Origin of the sequence: Pseudoxanthomonas sp. LH2527 (genome assembly GCF_022539275.1) — a bacterium.
Classification (GTDB): domain Bacteria; phylum Pseudomonadota; class Gammaproteobacteria; order Xanthomonadales; family Xanthomonadaceae; genus Pseudoxanthomonas_A.
This window is the reverse complement of the sequence record NZ_JAKZBW010000009.1, coordinates 40,701-60,717: the sequence shown is the minus strand read 5'-3', so window position 1 is coordinate 60,717 and position 20,017 is coordinate 40,701. Positions and strand designations below refer to the sequence as shown.

The window sequence follows — 20,017 nt, the reverse complement described above, 5'->3', positions numbered from 1 at the left end:
GCTATCCGGGACGCCCCACCGATCAACCCGCCACCAGGCGATTGCGTCCCTGCTGCTTGGCGCGGTACAGGCGCTCGTCGGCGACACGCAGCAGGTCGCGCAGATCCTGGCCGGCTTCGAGTTCCGCCACGCCGATGCTGACAGTGCAGCGCAGACGGCCGCCGTCGGGCGCATCGATGCTGGCCTGGGCGATGCCTTCGCGCAGCACCTCCAGGCGCGCGCGTGCGATCGACCACGGCAACTGCTGGCAGACCAGGAATTCCTCGCCGCCCCAGCGCGCGATCAGCACGCCTTCGTGGTGGCCGATCCCCTGTTCCGCCAGCGCCGCGACCTGCGACAGCACGTCGTCGCCGAAGGCGTGCCCGTAGCGGTCGTTGATCGCCTTGAAGTGGTCGATGTCCAGCAACGCGACGCAGAGCGGGCGCCCTTCGCGCCGGCTGGTGTCCAGCGCCTCGGCCAGGAACGCGTCGCCGGCACGGCGGTTGGCCAGTCGCGTCAGCGGATCGTGGCGCGCCTGGTAGGCCAGTTGCTCCAGCAGCTGCGCATTCGCCTCGCCCGCCTGTTCGAGCTGCGCGTTCTTGTCGCTCAGCTCCGACGTGCGGGCGTCGACCAGCGCCTGCAGCCGGTGCTGGCGATGGCGGTGGCGGCGCATCGCCAGCAGCAGCACGCCCCAGCCCAGCAGGCCCAGCAGCACGAGGTAGGCGATCATCGCCCACGCCCGCAGCCACCAGGGCGCGGCCTTGTCCAGTTCCACCGACCGCGTCACCCGGCCTTCGGTCTTGCTCCAGTCCGCAGGCGCGTTCATCACCTGCACTTCGAAGCGGAGTTTCCCGGACGGCAGGTTGGTGTACACCGCATCGTGCGCGATGCCGTTGTCGGTCTCGACCCAGTCGCGATCGAAGCCGACCATCCGGTAGCGATAGCGCAGGCGCTCCGGTGCCCGCTGGTTGAGGCCGGTGAAGCGGATGACGACGCGGCGCAGGTCCGCTGCCAGCGCGTAGCGCGCCTGCAACGGCAATACGCGACCGTCGGCCTCCACCGATTCGATCACCAGCGTCACGCCCTGCGTGCGCTGCAGTCGCGCATCGTCGGGGTCGATCACGCCCACCCCGTTCGCGGTGGCGAACCACAGCTTGCCGTCGCGCATCGGCCAGCCCGCCGGCGCGGAGGCGCCATTGGCCTGGCTGCTGGGCAGTCCGTCGGCGTGGGTGAAGGCCTCCACCGGCAGTCGCTTCAGGTGGCGATTCTCCACCGCCGTCAGGGCCGGCCGCGAGATGCGGAACACCCCGCGGTTGCTCGACACCCAGAAGTCGCCGTTGTCGTCTTCCAGCAAGCGGAACAGGCGGTTGTTCGGCAGGCCCTGGCGATGGTCGAACTGCACGAACGTGCCGCCGCGCCAATGCAGCAGGCCACGGTCGGAGGCGATCCACAGGCTGCCGTCCGCGTCGGCCAGGAAGTCGAACACCGCCACGGCGGGAAAGTCGGACATCGGCGTCCACCGGCGCACCGTGCCGTCGCGCCGCATCATCGCCATGCCGTTGCTGGTGCCGATCCACAGCACGCCCTGCGCGGTTTCGTACAGCACGTAGACGTTGCCCTCCGGCAGGCCGTCGTCGGCGTCGTAGTGGCGGACGATGCGGCCGTCGCGATAGACGGTCACGCCCTCGTTGCTGCCGATCCACAGCGAACCGTCGGCGCGTTCCAGCAGTGCGCGCACGTGGTTGGAGGGCAGGCCGCCGGACTCGTCCAGGCGCCAGGGTTTCGCCTGTGCGTCCGCGGCCGCCGCAGGCAGGTGGATGACGCCCTGGTCGTAGGTGCCTATCCACAGGCCGCCGTCGCGCGCGTTGGCCAGCGACAGGACGGAGGGGTCGGACTTGCCGTCGAACGCCAGCGACACCGCACGGCTCTGGCCGGCCTGCCAGGCGTCCACGCCCATCGGATGGCCGATCCACACGCCCTGCCCCGGACGCTCGATGATCGCGCGCACATAGATGTCGCGCAGGCCGTTGCTGCGGCCCAGGCCGAACACCGGCCCGTCGGAGATGCGGTACAGGCCATTGGTGGTGCCGACCCACAGCAGACCGTCGCGGTCCTCGAACAAGGCCGGCGCCAGGCGGCCCATCAGGCCGTCGCGTTCGCCCAGCGTCTCGTAGCGTCCGTGGGTGTAACGGCGCAGGCCGTCGAGCGTGGAGACCCAGAGATTGCCGTTGCGGTCTTCCAGCATGGCCTCGACGCGGTCGCCGGTGATCTGCTGCGCGCGGCCATGTTCCAGCCGCCATACGCCGGCGCTGCCGCCCACCAGCAGGCCCCCCCAGCGCGATGGCTGGACCGCCAGCACCGACGTCTCCGGCAGCCCCACCTCGCGCCCCCACTCGGTGGCCCGCCCGCGGTCGATCCGGAACAGGCCATGCCGGTTGCCCACCAGCGCCCGCCCGTCCGGCAGCGGCAGGATCGCCAGCACGCGCTCGTTGGCCAGGCGCGCATGGGTACTTTCGATTTCCTGCAGCCGGCCGGAGGGCTCACGCCGGAACAGCGCATGGTCGGTACCGATCCACAACACGCCGTCGGGCCCGTACCGCAGCACCGAGACGTCGGGCAGCGTGCCCGCCCGGCCCGGCAGGCGCTGCCAGCGTCCCTGGTGGAAGCGCACCACGCCCGGGCCCACCCGGCCCAGGCTCAGCACCATCCCGCCCTGCGGATGCGGGGCGATGGCACGCACCCCTTCGATCTCCAGCCCTTCCACGGTGCCGGCGTCGTACGCGGTGAAGCGGCGGCCGTCGAAGCGAGCGGCGCCTTCCCACGTGCCGGTCCACAGGTAACCGTCGGCATCCTGCTGGATGGCATGCACCAGGTTGTGCGGCAGCCCGTCCTCCATGGTCCAGCGCGAGATCGTGTACTCGTCGACCTTGCGCGCAGGGTCGAGCGCCCACGCGGGCGCGCCGACGAGCAGGACCAGCAGACTCAGGCCGGTGAGGAACAGGCAGCGCACGGCGGGCACGGGGTCCGGGGGGCTTCGACCTTTCCAGTATCGGCTGTGGCGGGGGGGTTCTTGAACCCCCCGCCAGCGGATGCGTCAGTGCGCGGCGGATTCTTCCGGCCGAACCTTGAACCACGCCGCATAAAGCGCCGGCAGGAAGAACAGGGTCAGCACCGTGGCCACCGTCAGGCCGCCCATGATGGCGACCGCCATCGGGCCGAAGAAGGCGCTGCGCGACAGCGGGATCATCGCCAGCACCGCCGCCAGCGCGGTCAGCACGATCGGCCTGAAGCGGCGCACGGTGGCGTCGATGATCGCGTGCCAGCGGTCGTGGCCGGCCTGGATGTCCTGGTCGATCTGGTCCACCAGGATCACCGAGTTGCGCATGATCATGCCGGCCAGCGCGATGGTGCCGAGCATGGCGACGAAGCCGAACGGCACCCGGAACACCAGCAGCGCCAGGGTCACGCCGATCAGCCCCAGCGGTGCGGTCAGCAGCACCAGCGCCATCCGCGAGAAGCTGCGCAGCTGCAGCATCAGCAGCGTGGTCACCGCGAGCAGGAACAGCGGCATGCCGGCGGCGATCGACTTCTGTCCGCGCGCCGAGTCCTCGACCGTGCCGCCGGTTTCCAGCAGGTAGCCCTGCGGCAGCGTCGAACGGATGTCGTCCAGCGTGGGCGAAATCTGCGCCACCACGGTCGGTGCCGTCACCTCGTCGCTGTTGAGGTCGGCGCGCACGGTGACGGTGGGCAGGCGATCGCGATGCCAGATGATGCCGTCCTCGAAGTCGTACTCGAGGTTGGCGATCTGCGACAGCGGCACGCTGCCGCCGTTGCTGGTCGGCACCGCCAGGCTGCCCAGCAGGTCCAGCCGCGTGCGTTCCTCTTCCGGCCCGCGCAGCAGGATCTCCACCAGTTCGTTACCTTCGCGGTAGGTGCTGACGCTCAGCCCCGACAGCGACCCCGACAGGAAGTGCGACACCTGCGCCGTGCTGACCCCGAGCGCGCGCGCGCGATCCTGGTCGATCTGCAGCCGCACGATCTTGCTCGGCTCGCTCCAGTCCAGGTTGACATTGGTGACGTGCGGATTGGCGCGCACCTTCTCCGCCATCTGCCGCGCGATCGCCTGCACACGGTCGATGTGCTCGCCGGACACGCGGAACTGGATCGGATAGCCGACCGGCGGACCGTTCTCCAGGCGGGTGACGCGGAACTGCAGCTCGGGGAACTGCGGCGCCACCTCGTCGATCAGCCAGCGCCGGGTGGATTCACGCGCCTGGGTGTCCTGCGTCAGCACCACGAACTGCGAGAAGTGCGCCTGTGGCAGCTGCTGGTCCAGCGGCAGGTAGAAGCGCGGCGAGCCGGTGCCGATGTAGGCCACGTAGTTGAGGATGCCGTCGCGCTTGGCCAGCAGCGCCTCCAGCTTGCGCGCCTGCGCATCGGTGGACTTCAGCGAACTGCCTTCGGCCAGTTCCAGGTCCACCATCAGCTCGGGACGCACGGAGTCCGGGAAGAACTGCTGCGGCACGAACCGGAACAGCGCGATCGAGGCGACGAAGGCGGCCGCGGTCACGCCGATCACCAGCCAGCGGCGACGCAGGCAGAACGCCAGCCAGCCGCGGAAGCGCTGGTAGAACGGCGTGTGGTACGGGTTGTGGTCGTGCGCGTCGTGCGGCTTCGGCGCCAGCATGCCGGCGTACTGCGGCCAGCGATCGGCCAGGCCGGCGCGGAATGCCTGCCAGCGCGCGGCCAGCGAGCCGGGCTTCGGCGGCTGCGGGTTGCCCAGGTCGGGCAGCATCTTGTCGCCGAGGTACGGGATGAACAGCACCGCCGCCACCCACGACACCACCAGCGCGATGGTCACCACCTGGAACAGCGAGCGCGTGTATTCGCCGGTGCTGGAGGCGGCGGTCGCGATCGGCAGGAAGCCGGCCGCCGTTACCAGTGTGCCGGTGAGCATGGGGAACGCCGTGGATTCGTAGGCGAAGCTGGCCGCCTTCAACCGGTCGAAGCCCTGCTCCATCTTGATGGCCATCATCTCCACCGCGATGATCGCGTCGTCCACCAGCAGCCCCAGCGCCAGCACCAGCGCGCCCAGCGAAATCTTGTGCAGGCCGATGCCGAAGTAGTGCATCACCGCGAACGTCATCGCCAGCACCAGCGGGATCGATACCGCCACCACCAGGCCGGTACGCATGCCCAGCGAGAAGAAGCTGACCAGCAACACGATGATCACCGCCTCGGCGAGCACGCGGACGAACTCGCCCACCGACGCCTCCACCGCCGCCGGCTGGTCGGACACCTTGCGCAGTTCCATGCCCAGCGGCAGCGTCTTCTGCAGGCGCTGGAACTCGGTCTCCAGCGTCTCGCCGAGCTTGAGGATGTCGCCGCCGTCCTTCATGGCCACCGCAATGCCGATGCCGGGCTGGCCCATGAAGCGCATGCGCGGCGCGGCCGGGTCGGCGAAGCCCCGGGTGATCTCGGCGATGTCGCCCAGCTTGACCGTGCGGCCGCCGGCCCGGATCGGGAACTCGCGGATCTCGTCGACCGAGGTGAACTCGCCGCTGAGCCGCAACTGCACGCGGTCGGTCGGCGTCTCGAAGAAGCCGGCCGGCGTCACCGCATTCTGTTCCTCCAGCGCCTGCTGCACGGCGTTGAGCGGAATGCCCAGCGTGGCCAGCTTGGTGTTGGACAGCTCGATCCAGATCTTCTCGTCCTGCAGCCCGACCAGTTCCACCTTGCCGACGTCGTCCACCCGCTGCAGTTCCAGCTGGATGCGGTCGGCGTAGTCCTTCATCACCGCGTAGTCGAATCCTTCGCCGGTCAGCGCATAGATGTTGCCGAAGGTGTCGCCGAACTCGTCGTTGAAGAACGGACCCACCACGCCCGCCGGCAACGTCGCGCGGATGTCGCCGACCTTCTTGCGCACCTGGTACCAGAGCTCGGGCATGTCGCGCGACTTCAGGCTGTCGCGCGCGGCGAAGATCACCTGCGACTCGCCCGGCCGCGAGTACGAGCGGATGTATTCGTAGTTGCCGGTGGTCATCAGCGCCTTCTCGACGCGCTCGGTGACCTGCTGGGAGACTTCCTCGGCGGTCGCGCCCGGCCACACCGTGCGCACCACCATCGCCTTGAAGGTGAACGGCGGATCCTCGGACTGGCCCAGGTGCTGGTACGACCACGCACCGACCAGGCCCAGCAGGATCATCGCGAACAGCACCAGGCTGCGGTTGGTCAGCGCCCACTCGGAAAGATTGAAGCGGCGCATGGCCTTACTCCTGGCGCGTGGCGATGGCGGCCGTGCCGCCGCCCGCCGCGAGCTTCAGCGGCCGGTTGCTGCGATCCACCGGCGCGACGACCTGGCCTTCGCGCAACAGGTGGCCACCGGCGGCGACCACCCAGTCGCCCGCCTTCACGCCGCCCAGCACCGGCACCGAGGCATCGCCGTAGGCACCGAGCTGCACCGCCTGCGCGCGCACCTTGCCGTTCGCCGGATCGACGACCCAGACCGTGGTCTTGCCGTCGTCGCCGCGCTGGATGGCCGACAGCGGCAGCTTCAATGCCGCCTGGGTGCCGTTCTCCTGCACGTAGACGCGCGCGCTCTGGCCCAGTTCGACCTGCTGCTGTGCATCGCCCACCAGACTGACGCGCGCCGCATAGGTGCGGGTCTGCGCATCCGCCGCCGGCGCGATCTCGCGGATCGCACCGGGCAGGCGCTGGCCCGGCGCATTCCACAACTCGACCATCACCGGCTGGCCCACGCGGAACTGACGGATGCGGTTTTCCGGCAGGCCGATGGCGACCTCGCGGCCCCCGTCGGCCGCCAGGGTGAAGACGGTCTGCCCGGCGGCGACCACCTGCCCGGCTTCGGCCTGGCGGCTGGCGATCACGCCATCGCGCGGCGCGCGCAGCTGCGAATAGCCTTCCTGGTTGCGCATCACGTCCATCTGCGCGCGTGCCGCCCGCGCCTGGCCTTCGGCCGCCTTGTACGCGGCCACCTGCGCGTCGTACGCGGACTGGCTGATCAGCTGGTCGCCGACCAGTTGGGCGTAGCGGTCGCGGTCGCCGCGCGCGCGGACCAGGTCGGCCTCGGCGGACGCCAGTTGCGCCTGTGCGGCCTGCGCCTGCAGCGCGAAGTCGCCGGCATCCAGCAGCGCCAGCACTTCGCCCTTCTGCACGCGCGCACCGGCATCGACATTGCGCCGGACCAGATTGCCGCCGACGCGGAACGCCAGCGGACTCTCCTCGCGGGCCCGCACTTCACCGGCATACGCCGACAGCGCCGCCTCGGCACCACCACCGGGCTGCACCACCAGCGCGGGACGTGGCGTTTCCGCAGGCTGCTCCGCACTGCAGGCGGCCAATCCCATCAGCAGGATCCCGAACACTCCGTTCCAGCGCGTCTGGCGCATGACCGCTCCGTTGCGATTTCAATTATTGGACTTGGCGGTATAGTATAAATATCGAACCGAGTAGTCTAGTATTACGAGATGGCCAGCCCACGCACGTCCGCCAACCGCTCCAAGCCCCCCGCCAAGCCCGCCAGCAGCGGACCCGGCCGGCCCAAGGACCTGGGCAAGCGCGCCGCCATCCTCGAAGCCGCCAAGCAGTTGTTCGCGCGCGAGGGGTTCAATGGCGTCAGCATGGACCAGATCGCCGCCGAGGCGGGCGTTTCCAAGCTGACGGTGTACAGCCACTTCGGCGACAAGGACGCGCTGTTCGCCGCCGCGGTGAAGGCCAAGTGCGAGGAAATGCTGCCGGACACGCTGTTCGAGCTGGAACTGACCGGCAGCCTGCGCGACCAGCTCAAGGCCATCGCGCAGGCGTTCTTCGCGCTGGTCACCAGCGAAGAGGCCATCAGCACGCACCGCATGATGATGGTCCCGGGCAACATCGACGACAAACTCAAGCAGACCTTCTGGCAAGCCGGCCCGCAGCGCACGCACGACGCCTTCGCCGCGATGCTGCAGGCGCTGGTGACCAAGGGCGAGCTGGACATCCCCGACGTGGCGACGGCCTCGGTGCAGTTTTTCACCCTGATCAAGGGCGAAGTGCATGCGCGCATGACCTGCGGCCTGTGCAGCCGGCCCGGGCCGATGGATGCCCGCCAGCATGTCGAGGCCACGGTGGACATGTTCCTGAGGGCCTATGGCCGCCGCTGAAACTGAAGCGCGACCCCGGGCGACGGAGGTTGCGGTGACTTCCGGCACTGCGCCCATCGGCGCGCGTGCCGCGATCCTTGCCCAGCGCGGACGGGGCCAGCCCGCTAAAATGCCCGGCCCAGCCCTCCGCGTCGGATGACCACCCCCATGACGATCGATTACTCCCAGGCCCGCGAAAACATGGTCGAGCAGCAGGTACGTCCCTGGGACGTGCTGGATGCGCGCGTGCTGGACACGCTGGCCGCGTTGCCGCGCGAGGCCTTCGTGGCCGACGCGCACCGTGCGCTGGCCTACGCGGACCTGGCGCTGCCGCTGGGCCATGGCGAATTCATGGCCAAGCCCGTGATCGAGGGCCGCACCCTGCAGGCGCTCAAGCCGCAGGCCAACGAAGACGTGCTGGAAATCGGCACCGGCAGCGGCTACCTGACCGCCTGCCTGGCGCACCTGGCGCGCGAGGTGGTCAGCCTCGAGATCCATCCCGGCCTGGCCGACGCCGCGCGTGCGCGCCTGGACGCCACCGGCCTGGGCAGCAACGTGCGCATCGAGACCGTCGATGCGCTGGCATGGGACACCGACCGCCGCTTCGACGTGATCTGCGTGACCGGTGCCGTCGCCACCGTGCCGGCGCGCTTCCTGCAGTGGCTGCGCCCGGGCGGCCGCCTGTTCGTCGTGCGCGGCGCCTCGCCGGTGATGGAAGGCGTGCTGCACATCGACGATGTCAACGGCGCCCGCATCGAATCGTTGTTCGAAACCGACCTCCCCTATCTGGTCGGCGCCGCACCGGCGCCCCAGTTCGTCTTCTGAAGATTAAACAAGGAACCCCGCATGAGCCGTCGCCCCCTCGTACTCGCGCTCGCCCTGGCCCTGCCGTCCGCGGCTGGCGCCACCGACCTGATGCAGACCTATGAGCTGGCGCGCACCGGCGACCCTCAGCTGTCCATCGCCGAATCCACCCGCCTGATCGACAAGGAAGGCGCGGTGCAGGCACGTGCCGTGCTGCTGCCGCAGATCAGCGGCAGCGCCGGCTACGAACTCACCCACAGCAGCCGCCCGGGCGATCCCACCGGTGACGGCAAAAGCCGCACCTACGGCGCGTCGGTTAGCCAGACGATCTTCGACTGGAGCCGCATCGCCAACCTGCGCGGCCAGCGCGCCATCAGCCAGGCCGCCGACTACGACCTGGCCTCGGCCAACAACACGCTGATCACGCGCACCTCGGCCGCCTACTTCAACGTGCTGATCGGCATCGAGTCGCTGGCCGCCGCCGAAACCAACGAGGCCGCGTCGAAGAAGCAGTTCGACTACGCCCAGAAGCGCCTCGATGTGGGCCTGGCGCCGATCACCGACGTGCACGAAGCCCGCGCGCAGTACGACAGCGCGCGCGCCAACACCATCCTGGCGCGCAACGCACTGGACGACAGCTACCGCGCCCTCGCCGAGATCACCGGCCAGCCGATCAGCGGCCTGAAGGGCCTGCCGGATGACTTCCGCCCGGAACTGCCGCCGGAACAGAACGCGCAGGCGTGGGTGGACCGTGCCCTTGAGCAGAACCCGGACCTGAAGTCGGCGGAATACGTGCTGGAGTCCGCGCAGCATGGCGTGTCCAGCGCGCGCGCCGGCCACTACCCCACGCTGAACTTCCGTGGCGGCTACTCCAACGGCACCGACTGGGACAGCGTGCCCGGCACGCTGTCGCGCGATGGCGAAGGCTACAACTGGGGCGTGACCCTGACCGTGCCGATCTTCTCCGGCGGCGCCACCCAGTCCGGCGTGCGCCAGGCGCTGGCCCAGCGCGACCGTGCGGCCGACGGCATGGAACAGACCCGCCGCGCGCTGATCCGCAACACCAGCAACGCCTACCAGGCGCTGGTCGCCGGCGTGACCGAAGTGGAAGCCCGCCGCCTGGCGGTGTTCTCCGCGCAGAGCGCTCTGGACGCCTCGCAGGTCGGCCTGGAAGTCGGTACCCGCACCGTGCTGGACGTGCTGCAGAACCAGCGCACGCTGTTCCAGGCGCAGGTCGAGTACGCGCAGGCCCGTTACAACTTCCTGCAGAACCGCCTGCTGCTGGAACAGGCCGCCGGTACGCTGGACGGCGCCGATGTGCAGGACGTCAACCGCCTGCTGACCGCCGATGCCGAATCGCGACTGTCGTCGCAGCCGCTTTCGCAGTAAACCTTCGTGCCAAATGCGCGATCACGACGGCGGGCTTCGGCCCGCCGTTGTCGTTTACGGCGGCGGGTACTCCTGTAGGAGCGACGTCAGTCGCGACCGCACGCTCACATCAGAACGGATGCTTGGCTTGCACTAAACATTCCAGGTCGCGACTGACGTCGCTCCTACAGCGCAGTCTTCAGATCGCGCCGCTTCCGCGCAACGCGGCAATCCCGTCGTCGTCATAGCCCACTTCGCGCAGCACCTCATTGGTGTGCTGCCCGAGCAGCGGTGGTGCATGCCGATGCGCGACGGGGGTGGCCGACAGCCGGATGGGACTGTTCACCAGCGGCACCGCGTCGGCCAGCGGATGCGGCAACCCGGCCACCATGCCCCGCGCCTGTACCTGCGGATCGGCGAACACGTCGGCGAGGTCGTTGACCGGTCCGCAGGGAATGCCGGCGTCTTCCAGCGCTTGCAGCCACGCCTGCCGCTGCCGCTGACGGAACGCCGCCTGCAGGAGCGGCACCAACACATCGCGATGGCGCACACGCGCGGCATTGGTCGCGTAGCGTGCGTCCTGGGCCAGCGCCGGAAGCCCGATCACGTCGCACAGCCGCGCGAACTGCCGGTCATTGCCGACCGCCACGACGATATGCCCATCGGCCACGGCGAAGACCTGGTACGGCACGATATTGGCGTGCGCGTTGCCCTGCCGCGGCGGCACCTCGCCGCCGACCAGGTAATGGCTGCCCAGGTTGGCGAGCATCGCGACCTGCGCATCCAGCAGCGCCATGTCGATCACCTGGCCTTCGCCGGTTGCATCGCGGTGGCGCAGGGCAGCGAGGATGGCGACGGTGGCATACATGCCGGTGAACAGGTCAGTGACGGCCACGCCCACCTTCTGCGGCTCGCCGTCGGCCGCGCCGGTGACGCTCATCAGGCCGCCGAAGCCCTGGATCGCGACGTCGTAGCCGGCACGCTGTGCATACGGGCCGTCCTGGCCGAAGCCGGTGATCGAGCAGTACACCAGCCGCGGATCGGCGGCACGCAGCGTCGCGGCATCCAGCCCGTAGCGCGCCATGTCGCCGACCTTGAAGTTCTCCACCAGCACATCGCTGCTCAGCGCGAGCCGGCGGATGACGGCCTGCCCTTCCTCGGTGGCGATATCGACGGTCAGCGAGCGCTTGTTGCGGTTCGCGCACAGGTAGTAGGCGGACTCCGCCGTGTCGTCGCCGTCGGCATCGCGCAGGAACGGTGGTCCCCAGCCGCGCGTGTCGTCGCCGCTGCCGGGGCGCTCCACCTTGATGACGTCGGCGCCGAGGTCGGCCAGTACCTGCGTGCACCACGGTCCGGCGAGCACGCGGGTCAGATCGAGTACGCGCACACCCGCCAACGCCTGCGGCGTCGCCACGCTCATGCCACCGGTGCCGGCAGGTGCGGGGCGATCATCGCCAAGGTGCGCGCCAGTGCGCCGCGTCCGTGTTCGACCAGCGTGCGCCCGCGGTCAGCCACGTCGCGCCGTCGCGCGTCATCGGCAAGCAAGGTCTCGATGGCATCGCCCACGCCGGCGGTATCGGCCGCGATCACCAGTGCGTCGGCTTCCTGCAGCCGGCGGGAAATCTCGCTGAAGTTGTGCAGGTGCGGACCGGTGACGGCCGGCGTACCGACGGCGGCCGGCTCCAGCAGGTTGTGTCCGCCGATGGCTTGCAGGCTGCCGCCAACGAAGGCCACGTCCGCGCAGGCGTAGAACGCCATCAGTTCGCCCAGCGTGTCGAGCACGAACACATCGTTGCCGGTGGACGGCCAGCGGTCGCCGCGACGCGTGCCGACATTCCAGCCCGCCGCACGCGCCGATTCCGCCACGCGGGGGAAGCGCTCGGGGTGCCGTGGCGCCCACAGCAGCAGCAGGTCGGGCCAGCGCTTGCGCAGGCGCGCGTGAATGGCCAGCACCGGCGCTTCCTCCTCCTCGTGCGTGCTGGCGGCGATCCAGACACGACGCCCCGTCGACAGGTGCTGGCGGAAGCCGGCGACCACCTCGGCCACGTTGGCCGGCACGGGAATGTCGAACTTCAGGTTGCCGACATCGCGCACCTGCCCGCGCAGTGCGCCCAGTTGCACGAAGCGCGCGGCATCGTCGCCGGACTGCGCCGCCACCTTGCGCACGGTGCGCAGCGTGCGCGCGATCAGCGGCCGCAGCACGCTGTAGCCGCGCAGCGAGCGTGCGGACAGGCGCGCATTGAGGATGTACACCGGCACGCGGCGGTCGTGGCAGCCGAACAGCAGGCTGGGCCACAGTTCGGTTTCCATGATCAGCGCCAGCCGCGGCGGGAACTGCGCAAGGAAGCGCGCGACCGCACCGGGCAGGTCGTAAGGCGAATACACGTGCAGCACGCGCTCGCCCCACAGCGCCTGCACGCGCTGCGATCCCGTCGGCGTGATCGTGGTGATCAGCAGGCGCAGCCCGCGATGCCGCTTCAACAAGGCGTCGACGACCGGCGCGGCGGCGTTGACCTCACCCACCGACACCGCATGCAGCCAGACGTCGACCGGGCGCGACGGCGTGTCGTAGCTGCCGTAGCGCTCGCTCCAGCGCAGGAAATACTCGGGATACCGGAAACCGCGCCAGATCAGGTGGTACACGGTGACCGGCGTCAGCAGGTACAGCACCACCGAATAGAGGATGCGCAACAGGCGTTCGGCGGTGCGGTTCGACATGGGCGACAAGGATACCCGGGGCCGCCGTTACAATGGGCCATGGCCGACTCCGAGAAGCGATCCTCCGACGCGGGCGAACGTCCGCCCACGGGCCTGCGGCAGTGGCCGTCATGGCTGGGCATCGGCCTGGCATGGCTGGTCGCCCGCGTGCCGTGGCGCCTGCAGCGCCCGCTCGGACGCGGCGTGGGCGCGCTACTGTACCGCCTGCTGCGCGACCGCCGGCACGTGGCCCGGCGCAACATCGCGCTGTGTTTCCCGGAACTGGATGCGTCGCGCCAGGAGGCGCTGGCACGCGCCAGTTTCGGCGAGCTGGGCATCGGCCTGTTCGAGTTCGCGCGCGCCTGGTGGGGCAGTGTCGATCCCATGCGCAAAGGCCTGCAGGTGGAAGGGCTGGAACACCTGGCGGCCGCCCGTGCCGGTGGCCGTGGCGTGATCGTGGTGTCGGGCCACTTCACCACGCTGGAAATCTCGGCACGCCTGATGTGCGATTACGCGCCGCTGGCCGGCATGTACCGTCCGCACAACCAGGGCGCGATGGAGTGGGCGGTCAAGCGCGGCCGGCTGCGCTACGCCAGCGCGATGTTCACCCGCGAGGAACTGCGCCCCGCCTTGAAGCACCTCAAGCAGGGTGGCCTGCTGTGGTTCGCGCCGGACCAGGACACGCGCCGTGGCGACAGCGTGTTCGTGCCGTTCTTCGGCCATCCCGCCTACAGCCTGACCTCGACGCACCAGCTGGCGCGGCTCTCGGGCGCGGCGGTGATGGCGTTCTCGCATGTGCGTCGCGAAGACGGCGGCTATACGCTGCGGTTATCGCCCGCGTTCGACGACTTCCCCTCCTCCGATGCCACTGCCGACACCGCGCGGGTGATCGCCGCGATCGAGACGATGGTCCGTGACGCGCCCACGCAATACCTGTGGATCCACCGGCGCTTCAAGCGCCAGCCCGACGGGCGCGGCGAACTCTACCGATAGAGATCCGGTTCGCCGGGCGGCCGTGTCTTGAACCGGCGGTGCACCCACAGGTACTGCTCGGGATGGCGGCGGACGACCGCTTCCAGCTCCGCCATGTAGCGTGCGGCATCGTGTGCCGGATCGCCGCTCGGCCATCCGCTCCAGGTCGGCTCGACCCGCAGCTGGTAGCGTCCGTCCTCATCGCGATGGAACCAGAACGGCAGCACCACCGCATTGCCACGGCGCGCGAGATCCGGCGTGGCCGTCAGCGTGGCGGCCGGCACGCCGAAAAACGGCACGAAGGCATGCTGGTAGTTGAAGTCCTGGTCGGCCGAATATGCCACGATGCCGCCGCGCGACAGCGCGCGCAGCAGGCCACGCACGTCCTTCTTGCCGATGACGTCGGCGAACACGCGGCGCCGCGCCTCGTCCATCAGGCGCTCGATGCAGGGGTTGTTGTTGCGACGCGCGACGATGGTCAGGCGCTCGCCCAAGGCGTCACCCAGCAGGCGCGCGCACAGTTCCGAATGCGGGATGTGGCCGCCGAACAGCAGGATGCCGCGTCCCTGTGCCTGCGCGGCGCGCACATGGTCCAGTCCCTGCACGTCGGCCAGCCCGTGCAGCGCGCGTGCAGGCGCGTACCATCCGCGGAGGAGCTCGAACACGCCGGTCACGGTAGCGCGCACGGTGGCGCGCAACAGGCGCGCGCGCGCGCGTTCGTCCAGTTCGGGGAAACACAGCGCCAGATTGGTCGCCGCATGCCGCCGGCGCTTGCCCAGCAGCGGCCACAGCACGGCCGTGGCGATGCGTCCGAGCGCAAGCACCCAGGCCTGCGGCAGGCGCGCGATGCCCGATGCCAGCAGGTGGGCGGGCGCTACGAACCCGCAACGCACGCCCGACGCGCGCTCACTCGTCATCGCGCGCCAGCAGGCTGCCCGCGTACAGCGCCGCCAGCATCAGGGTGAGCCCGCCCCAGAACGTGGAATAGAACGCCAGGTGCGTGTTCAGCGGAAATACCGTGACCGCCAGCGCCAGCATCGCCGGTCGTGCGCGGTCCTTCGCCTGCGGCGTGGCATAGCGCCACGCGCGCCACGCCAGCGCGGCGCCGGCCAGCCACAGCAGCAGGCCGATGACGCCGGTTTCGCTGAGGATTTCGAGGATGATCTGGTGGGCGTGGAAGGCCGGTCCCTGGCCCCAGGCGGGCCGCCCCTCGGCACTGGCATCGCAGGCCGGGAAGGCTTCACGGAAACCGCGTGCGCCGACACCGTTGACCGGATGGCGCACGATCATGCAACCGGCCGCGGACCAGATCTGTCCCCGACCCGACAAAGCCGTGTCCACGCCCGCCTCGTTGGCGGTCAGCGCATGCGTGGTGAGCCGCATGCGCTCGCGCACCTGCGGCGATGCGACCGTCAGCACCGCCAGCAACAAGGCGCCGAATGCGAACACCCCCGCCAGCCTTTTCCAGCCGAGCAGCTTCCAGCCGGAGAACACCAGCACCAGTGCGTAGGTGATCCACGCCGCGCGTGCACCGGCCAGCAGCACCACCACGCCGATCGCGGCGGACGCCAGCAACCAGCCCGCGACCTGCATGCGTCGCGCAGCCACGAACAGCAGGAACGGCGACAGGCTGGCCATCACCACGCCCAACTTGCGATTGCAAGGACCGAGAAAGCCGCTGAGCCGATCGATGCCGGCCATCTGTTCCGCCGTGCACATCGGCCGCCCGCTGATCGCCTGCTTGAGCTGGTCCAGTCCCCAGAACAGCGGACTGGTGCCGAAGACCACCTGCGCCAGCGCGTCCAGCGTCCAGATCGCCACGATGATGGCCAGGCCGTTGAAGGTCGTGCGTCGTGCCGGCGCGTTCGCCACCGATGCCGCCACCAGCCACAGGAACGGCAGGTAACGCAGGTCGACGGCCGCCTCGCGCAAAGCGCGCGTCGTATCGACTGCATCCACCGCCGAGATCGCCTGCGGCAACCAGTAGGCCGCGAACAGCGCACTGGTCAGCGCCCAGGCGCCACTGCTCAGCAAGCGGGCGCCGTCGCGGAAGCGGTCCAGCAGCAGGCGCGCGATCGCCGCCAGTGCGCCCAGCACCATCACCGCCTCGGCGTAGCCCGGCGCCGGCCACAGGGCGACGAACGTCAGCACCCACGCCGGCGCCCAGCGCCAGCCGTGCGGCGCGCGGCGCGTGGACGTGTCAGGGATCGTGGGCGAGTCGGCGGTCATCGGCGAGATCGTGGTAGAGGGCGAGCGTGGCGTCCTGCATCGCGCGCAGGGTGTAAGCGTCCATCGTAGCCAATGGCGGCGGCGGATGGGCAAGCATCGCCTTCGCGGTAGCGAACAGACGGTCCTCGTCGAACGGTGCTACCGCGCCGCACGGCTGCATCTCGGCCAGCAGTTCGCCGACACCCCCCTTCGCCCAACCGGCGACCGGACGGCCTACCGACAAGGCCTCGATCACCGTGCGACCGAAGGCTTCCGGCTTGTGCGACAGCTGCAGCACCAGGTCGCTGGCGGCGTAGGCACGCGCGATCGCCGCGGTGGGTGGCGTGATGGCCAGCGCCTCCGCACACCCGCCCCGCATGGCGTCCGCTTCGAGATCGAGAATGTACTGCTCACGTCCGGCTTCGCGTGCGCCCGGCATCCAGAGGCGCGCGTCGACGCCCGCCCGGCGCAGGCGGCCCAGCAGCACGATCGCATCGTGATGGCCCTTCAAGCGCGTGCCGCGTCCCGGCAGCAGCAGCAGGGGGCCTTCGCCGGCCAGCGCAGCATGTTGCGTCGCCGCCCACGCACGCGCCTCGCGATCGGGATGCGCGGCACGCGGGAACTGGGCCGGATCGATGCCGCGTGGAATCACCGCCAGCCTGGAAGGATCGGTCTGCGGGTAGTGCCGCAGCAGATACGCACGCACCGTGTCCGACACGCAGATCACGCGCTCGCCATACGTCATCACCGCGCTGTAGCGACCCGGCGAATTGAGCCCGTGCATGGTGGTGACGAAGCGGGGGCGCGCTGCGGCCGGCAGGCCACGCAGCGCCCACAGGCCGAGCCAGGCCGGCAGCCGCGAACGCGCATGCACGAGGTCGGCGCCGACCTCGGCGAACAACCGTCGCAATGCGCCGACGTGGCGCAGCGTCAGCAGCGACTTCCGCCCGACGTCGAGGGTGACGTGCTCCGCACCGGTCGCGCGCAGCGCCGGTTCCAGCCGGCCGCCTGCGGACACGACCACGGCGCGGTGACCGGCACGCACCAGCGCGTCGGCGATCTCGAGGGTGGAACGTTCGACGCCGCCGGATTCCAGCGCCGGCAGCAGCTGGACGACGGTCAGGCGGCGCATGGGCGATGGGCCGTGCGCGTGGCCCGCATCAGCCGGTCAGTCGGCCAGGACGAAGTGCGCGCCGCAGTACGGGCACTGCACGTCGCCGTCGGGCGCGTCCTCGATGGGCAGGTAGACGCGCGGGTGCGAATTCCACAACGCCATCGACGGCAGCGGGCAGCTCAGCGGCAGGTCCGCGCGCGACACGGTGTAGCGCTTCTCGGCGTTGGCGGGCGCGGTGGCGGTCTGGCTCATGGCGATGCGGTCGGTCTGGAACAAGGCGGCCAGTCTACCAGCCGACGCCGCGGGCGCCCACGCAACCGGCCAGCACAACGAAAAACGCCGCCCGGCGTGAACGGGGCGGCGCGTCCTTCGGCGATGTCCGGCGCGACGACGCGCCGGACCGCAGGGGCATTACTTCTTGGCGTCGGCGGTGGCTTCGGTGGTGATCTTCAGGGTGACCTCGTCGCTGACCATCGGCGCATACGCGCCCACACCGAAGTCGCTGCGCTTGACGGTGGCGCTGGCGTCGAAACCGATTGCCGGCACCTTCTTCATCGGGTGCTCGCCGGCCTTGTTGAGGCTCACGTCCAGCACCACCGGCTTGGTGATGCCCTTGATGGTCAGGTCACCGGTGACCTTCAGCTTGCCTTCGCCGGCGGCTTCGACCTTGGTGCTCTTGAAGGTGGCGGCCGGGTACTTGGCGGCGTCGAACCACTTGTCGCTGGTCAGGTGGTCATAGAACTGGTCGGCCAGCGCGCTCAGGCCGGTCAGCGGCAGGGTGACCTGGACGCTGGAGGCGGACACGTTGTCGACGTCGTACACCAGCGTGCCATCGGCCTGGCCGAAATTGGCGCTGGGGTTGGAGAAACCGAAATGGTTCCAGCTGGCCAGCACGTTGGTGTGGCCGGGATCGATCTTGTAGGTGACCGGGGCGGCGAACGCGGAACCGGCGAAGGCGAACAGGGCGGCGACGAGCAGGGTCTTGCGCATGGGATAACTCCGGGTGGTGGGGTGTCAGAGGATGCGTGCGGCTTCGTCGAAGCCCAGGCGCGGGGAACGGGGGAAAATGCTGGACGGGTCGCCGTGGCCCAGATTGACCAGGATGTCGGACTTGATGGCGGTGCCGGCGAAGAAGGCTTCGTCGACCTTGTCGGCGTCGAAGCCGGTCATCGGGCCGGCATCCAGGCCCAGCGCGCGCGCGGCGATGATCAGGTAGGCCGCCTGCAGGCTCATGTTGCGCAGCGACGGCTTGCTGCGGTTCTCGCGCGGGCCGTCGAACCAGGCCTTGGCATCGGTGTGCGGAAACAGGAACGGCAGCTTCTCGTGGAAGTCCTCGTCGCGGCCGATGATGACGGTGACCGGCGCGGCCATCGTCTTCTCGTAGTTGCCCTCGGACAGGGTCGGACCCAGCTTGGCCTTGGCCTCGGCCGACTTCACGAACACGAACCGCGCCGGCGTGGTGTTGGCCTGGGTGGGGCCGAACTTCACCAGGTCGTACAGCTGGCGCAGGGTGTCGTCGCTGACCTCGCCGGTGAAGGCGTTGTAGGTGCGGGCGGTGCGGAACAGCTGGTCGAGCGAGGCGGCGTCGAGGGCGTGGGACATGAGGTACCTGTCGCGAGGTGGGAACAGCCGCAGCGGCGTGGCCGGCGGCGCGGAGGGGCAGTGTAGAGTGTCCTGACTATGGCAACATCCAATCGACCCGGAACGGATTGTTTTAACCAGTGGAACAAACCAGCCCCGTCCACGCCGATTCCCCCGACCTCTGCACACTGACCGACGGCCACGCCGGCAACGTACGCCAGGCCCAGTCGCTGGCGCGTGCACTCGGCGTGGCGGCGCGGGAGATGGTGCTGGCACCACGCGCACCGTGGCGCTGGAGCGCACCGCGGATGTTGCCCGGGGCGAAGCACGCCTTCGGTACGACATTCCATGCGCTGCAGATGCAGGCCCCCGCCGTCGCGATCGGCTGCGGCCGCCAGGCCGCGCTGGCGACACGCCTGTTGCGCGCGCGCGGCAGCCGGACCATCCAGATCCTAGACCCGCGCCTCGATCCGGCGCACTGGGACCTCGTCATCGCGCCGGAACACGACGGCCTCGCTGGCGCGAACGTGCTGACGCTGCTCGGCAGCCTGAATCCGGTCGATGACGCGTGGCTGGCCGATGCGCGCACCGCATTCCCTGCGTTCGCACACCTGCCCTCGCCGCGCACCGCGGTACTGCTCGGCGGCGACAGCGCGCACTACCGTTTCGACGCCGCCGCGTTCGGCCGCCTGGCGGCGCTTCTCGATGACGCGTCGACCGCGGGCAGCCTGCTGGTCACCACCTCGCGCCGCACGCCACGCGAGGTGAGCGATGCGCTTCGCATGCGATGGTCGGAGCGCGCCGACACCGTGCTCTGGTGCGGCCCCGCCGATGGACCGAATCCGTATGCCGGCCTGCTCGCCTGGGCCGACCGCATCGTGTGCACACCCGAATCGGTGAACATGGTGTCGGAAGCCTGCGGCACGCGCGTGCCGGTGCAGGTGTTCGAGCCGGATCGCGTCAGCGGACGTCCGCGCCGCTTCCTCGACGCCTTGCGTCAGCGCGGCCGCATCGTCGATCTCGCCGACGGGCCGACGCCCTTCGATGGCGAGCCGTTGCGCGAGACCGCCCGCATCGCGGCGGAAGTGCGGTCGCGCCTGGGGCTTGCGCCCGTGTAGGCGCGGGCCATGCCCGCGATGCACTCTTGATTCGGTAT

The 20,017-nt window shown here is 69.8% G+C and carries 16 protein-coding genes; 5 read left to right on the top strand and 11 right to left on the bottom strand.

What is annotated here, in order from left to right; all coding sequences use genetic code 11:
- Positions 1–22 precede the first annotated feature (22 nt).
- The 3 genes from MMG85_RS07175 to MMG85_RS07165 form a co-directional block, all read right to left on the bottom strand.
- Positions 23–2,989: a ligand-binding sensor domain-containing diguanylate cyclase gene (locus MMG85_RS07175; protein ID WP_241045419.1), complete on the bottom strand. Its 2,967-nt coding sequence runs from the start codon at positions 2,987–2,989 to the stop codon at positions 23–25.
- 84 nt (positions 2,990–3,073) lie between these two features.
- Positions 3,074–6,244 (bottom strand): efflux RND transporter permease subunit, encoded by a 3,171-nt coding sequence (locus MMG85_RS07170; RefSeq protein WP_241045418.1) that lies wholly within the window; start codon positions 6,242–6,244, stop codon positions 3,074–3,076.
- 4 nt (positions 6,245–6,248) lie between these two features.
- Positions 6,249–7,388 (bottom strand): efflux RND transporter periplasmic adaptor subunit, encoded by a 1,140-nt coding sequence (locus tag MMG85_RS07165; RefSeq protein ID WP_241045417.1) that lies wholly within the window; start codon positions 7,386–7,388, stop codon positions 6,249–6,251.
- Positions 7,389–7,466: 78 nt separating this feature from the next.
- Between MMG85_RS07165 and MMG85_RS07160 the strand changes: the two genes are divergently transcribed.
- From MMG85_RS07160 to MMG85_RS07150, 3 genes are all read left to right on the top strand, one after another.
- Entirely contained in the window at positions 7,467–8,138 is a 672-nt protein-coding gene (locus MMG85_RS07160; protein WP_241045416.1) for a TetR/AcrR family transcriptional regulator, read from the top strand.
- 147 nt (positions 8,139–8,285) lie between these two features.
- Positions 8,286–8,942, top strand: a complete 657-nt coding sequence (locus tag MMG85_RS07155; RefSeq protein WP_241045415.1) for a protein-L-isoaspartate O-methyltransferase — start codon at positions 8,286–8,288, stop codon at positions 8,940–8,942.
- A gap of 21 nt (positions 8,943–8,963) precedes the next feature.
- Entirely contained in the window at positions 8,964–10,310 is a 1,347-nt protein-coding gene (locus MMG85_RS07150) for a TolC family outer membrane protein (RefSeq protein ID WP_055937293.1), read from the top strand.
- Between the two features lie 178 nt (positions 10,311–10,488).
- Here MMG85_RS07150 and MMG85_RS07145 read toward each other — a convergent pair whose 3' ends face one another.
- Both MMG85_RS07145 and waaA read right to left on the bottom strand, forming a co-directional pair.
- A complete protein-coding gene (locus tag MMG85_RS07145) occupies positions 10,489–11,709 on the bottom strand; it encodes a CaiB/BaiF CoA-transferase family protein (RefSeq protein ID WP_241045414.1) in 1,221 nt (406 codons plus the stop codon).
- Positions 11,706–13,007: a lipid IV(A) 3-deoxy-D-manno-octulosonic acid transferase gene (gene waaA, locus MMG85_RS07140; protein WP_241045413.1), complete on the bottom strand. Its 1,302-nt coding sequence runs from the start codon at positions 13,005–13,007 to the stop codon at positions 11,706–11,708. Before waaA ends, MMG85_RS07145 begins: the two co-directional genes overlap by 4 nt.
- Positions 13,008–13,046: 39 nt before the next feature.
- Between waaA and lpxL the strand changes: the two genes are divergently transcribed.
- Positions 13,047–13,979 (top strand): LpxL/LpxP family Kdo(2)-lipid IV(A) lauroyl/palmitoleoyl acyltransferase, encoded by a 933-nt coding sequence (gene lpxL / locus MMG85_RS07135; protein WP_241045412.1) that lies wholly within the window; start codon positions 13,047–13,049, stop codon positions 13,977–13,979.
- On the opposite strand, the gene MMG85_RS07130 is transcribed toward lpxL, so the two are convergent.
- The 6 genes from MMG85_RS07130 to MMG85_RS07105 form a co-directional block, all read right to left on the bottom strand.
- On the bottom strand, positions 13,970–14,875 hold the full coding sequence (locus MMG85_RS07130) for a lipid A biosynthesis lauroyl acyltransferase (RefSeq protein WP_241045411.1): 906 nt from the start codon (positions 14,873–14,875) through the stop codon (positions 13,970–13,972). The two genes, lpxL and MMG85_RS07130, sit on opposite strands and share 10 nt — an antisense overlap.
- A complete protein-coding gene (locus tag MMG85_RS07125; protein WP_241045410.1) occupies positions 14,865–16,187 on the bottom strand; it encodes an O-antigen ligase in 1,323 nt (440 codons plus the stop codon). Before MMG85_RS07125 ends, MMG85_RS07130 begins: the two co-directional genes overlap by 11 nt.
- A complete protein-coding gene (locus tag MMG85_RS07120) occupies positions 16,159–17,298 on the bottom strand; it encodes a glycosyltransferase (protein ID WP_241045409.1) in 1,140 nt (379 codons plus the stop codon). The genes MMG85_RS07125 and MMG85_RS07120 overlap by 29 nt, the downstream gene beginning before the upstream one ends.
- A gap of 36 nt (positions 17,299–17,334) precedes the next feature.
- Positions 17,335–17,532, bottom strand: coding sequence for a zinc-finger domain-containing protein (locus MMG85_RS07115; protein WP_055940979.1), 198 nt, complete (start codon positions 17,530–17,532; stop codon positions 17,335–17,337).
- 159 nt (positions 17,533–17,691) lie between these two features.
- Positions 17,692–18,270: a YceI family protein gene (locus tag MMG85_RS07110; protein WP_241045408.1), complete on the bottom strand. Its 579-nt coding sequence runs from the start codon at positions 18,268–18,270 to the stop codon at positions 17,692–17,694.
- 24 nt (positions 18,271–18,294) lie between these two features.
- On the bottom strand, positions 18,295–18,882 hold the full coding sequence (locus tag MMG85_RS07105; RefSeq protein WP_241045407.1) for a malonic semialdehyde reductase: 588 nt from the start codon (positions 18,880–18,882) through the stop codon (positions 18,295–18,297).
- A gap of 119 nt (positions 18,883–19,001) precedes the next feature.
- On the opposite strand from MMG85_RS07105, the gene MMG85_RS07100 reads away from it, so the two are divergent.
- Entirely contained in the window at positions 19,002–19,979 is a 978-nt protein-coding gene (locus MMG85_RS07100; RefSeq protein WP_241045406.1) for a mitochondrial fission ELM1 family protein, read from the top strand.
- The last annotated feature ends 38 nt before the right edge of the window (positions 19,980–20,017 follow it).

Bases quoted from the DNA above. Each gene is read 5' to 3' on its own strand.
- MMG85_RS07120 (WP_241045409.1), bottom strand. From the start codon at position 17,298: ATGCGCCGCCTGACCGTCGTCCAGCTGCTGCCGGCGCTGGAATCCGGC.
- MMG85_RS07170 (WP_241045418.1), bottom strand. From the start codon at position 6,244: ATGCGCCGCTTCAATCTTTCCGAGTGGGCGCTGACCAACCGCAGCCTG.
- waaA (WP_241045413.1), bottom strand. From the start codon at position 13,007: ATGTCGAACCGCACCGCCGAACGCCTGTTGCGCATCCTCTATTCGGTG.
- MMG85_RS07115 (WP_055940979.1), bottom strand. From the start codon at position 17,532: ATGAGCCAGACCGCCACCGCGCCCGCCAACGCCGAGAAGCGCTACACC.
- MMG85_RS07155 (WP_241045415.1), top strand. From the start codon at position 8,286: ATGACGATCGATTACTCCCAGGCCCGCGAAAACATGGTCGAGCAGCAG.
- MMG85_RS07160 (WP_241045416.1), top strand. From the start codon at position 7,467: ATGGCCAGCCCACGCACGTCCGCCAACCGCTCCAAGCCCCCCGCCAAG.
- MMG85_RS07165 (WP_241045417.1), bottom strand. From the start codon at position 7,388: ATGCGCCAGACGCGCTGGAACGGAGTGTTCGGGATCCTGCTGATGGGA.
- MMG85_RS07145 (WP_241045414.1), bottom strand. From the start codon at position 11,709: ATGAGCGTGGCGACGCCGCAGGCGTTGGCGGGTGTGCGCGTACTCGAT.
- lpxL (WP_241045412.1), top strand. From the start codon at position 13,047: ATGGCCGACTCCGAGAAGCGATCCTCCGACGCGGGCGAACGTCCGCCC.
- MMG85_RS07130 (WP_241045411.1), bottom strand. From the start codon at position 14,875: ATGACGAGTGAGCGCGCGTCGGGCGTGCGTTGCGGGTTCGTAGCGCCC.
- MMG85_RS07125 (WP_241045410.1), bottom strand. From the start codon at position 16,187: ATGACCGCCGACTCGCCCACGATCCCTGACACGTCCACGCGCCGCGCG.
- MMG85_RS07110 (WP_241045408.1), bottom strand. From the start codon at position 18,270: ATGCGCAAGACCCTGCTCGTCGCCGCCCTGTTCGCCTTCGCCGGTTCC.
- MMG85_RS07105 (WP_241045407.1), bottom strand. From the start codon at position 18,882: ATGTCCCACGCCCTCGACGCCGCCTCGCTCGACCAGCTGTTCCGCACC.
- MMG85_RS07150 (WP_055937293.1), top strand. From the start codon at position 8,964: ATGAGCCGTCGCCCCCTCGTACTCGCGCTCGCCCTGGCCCTGCCGTCC.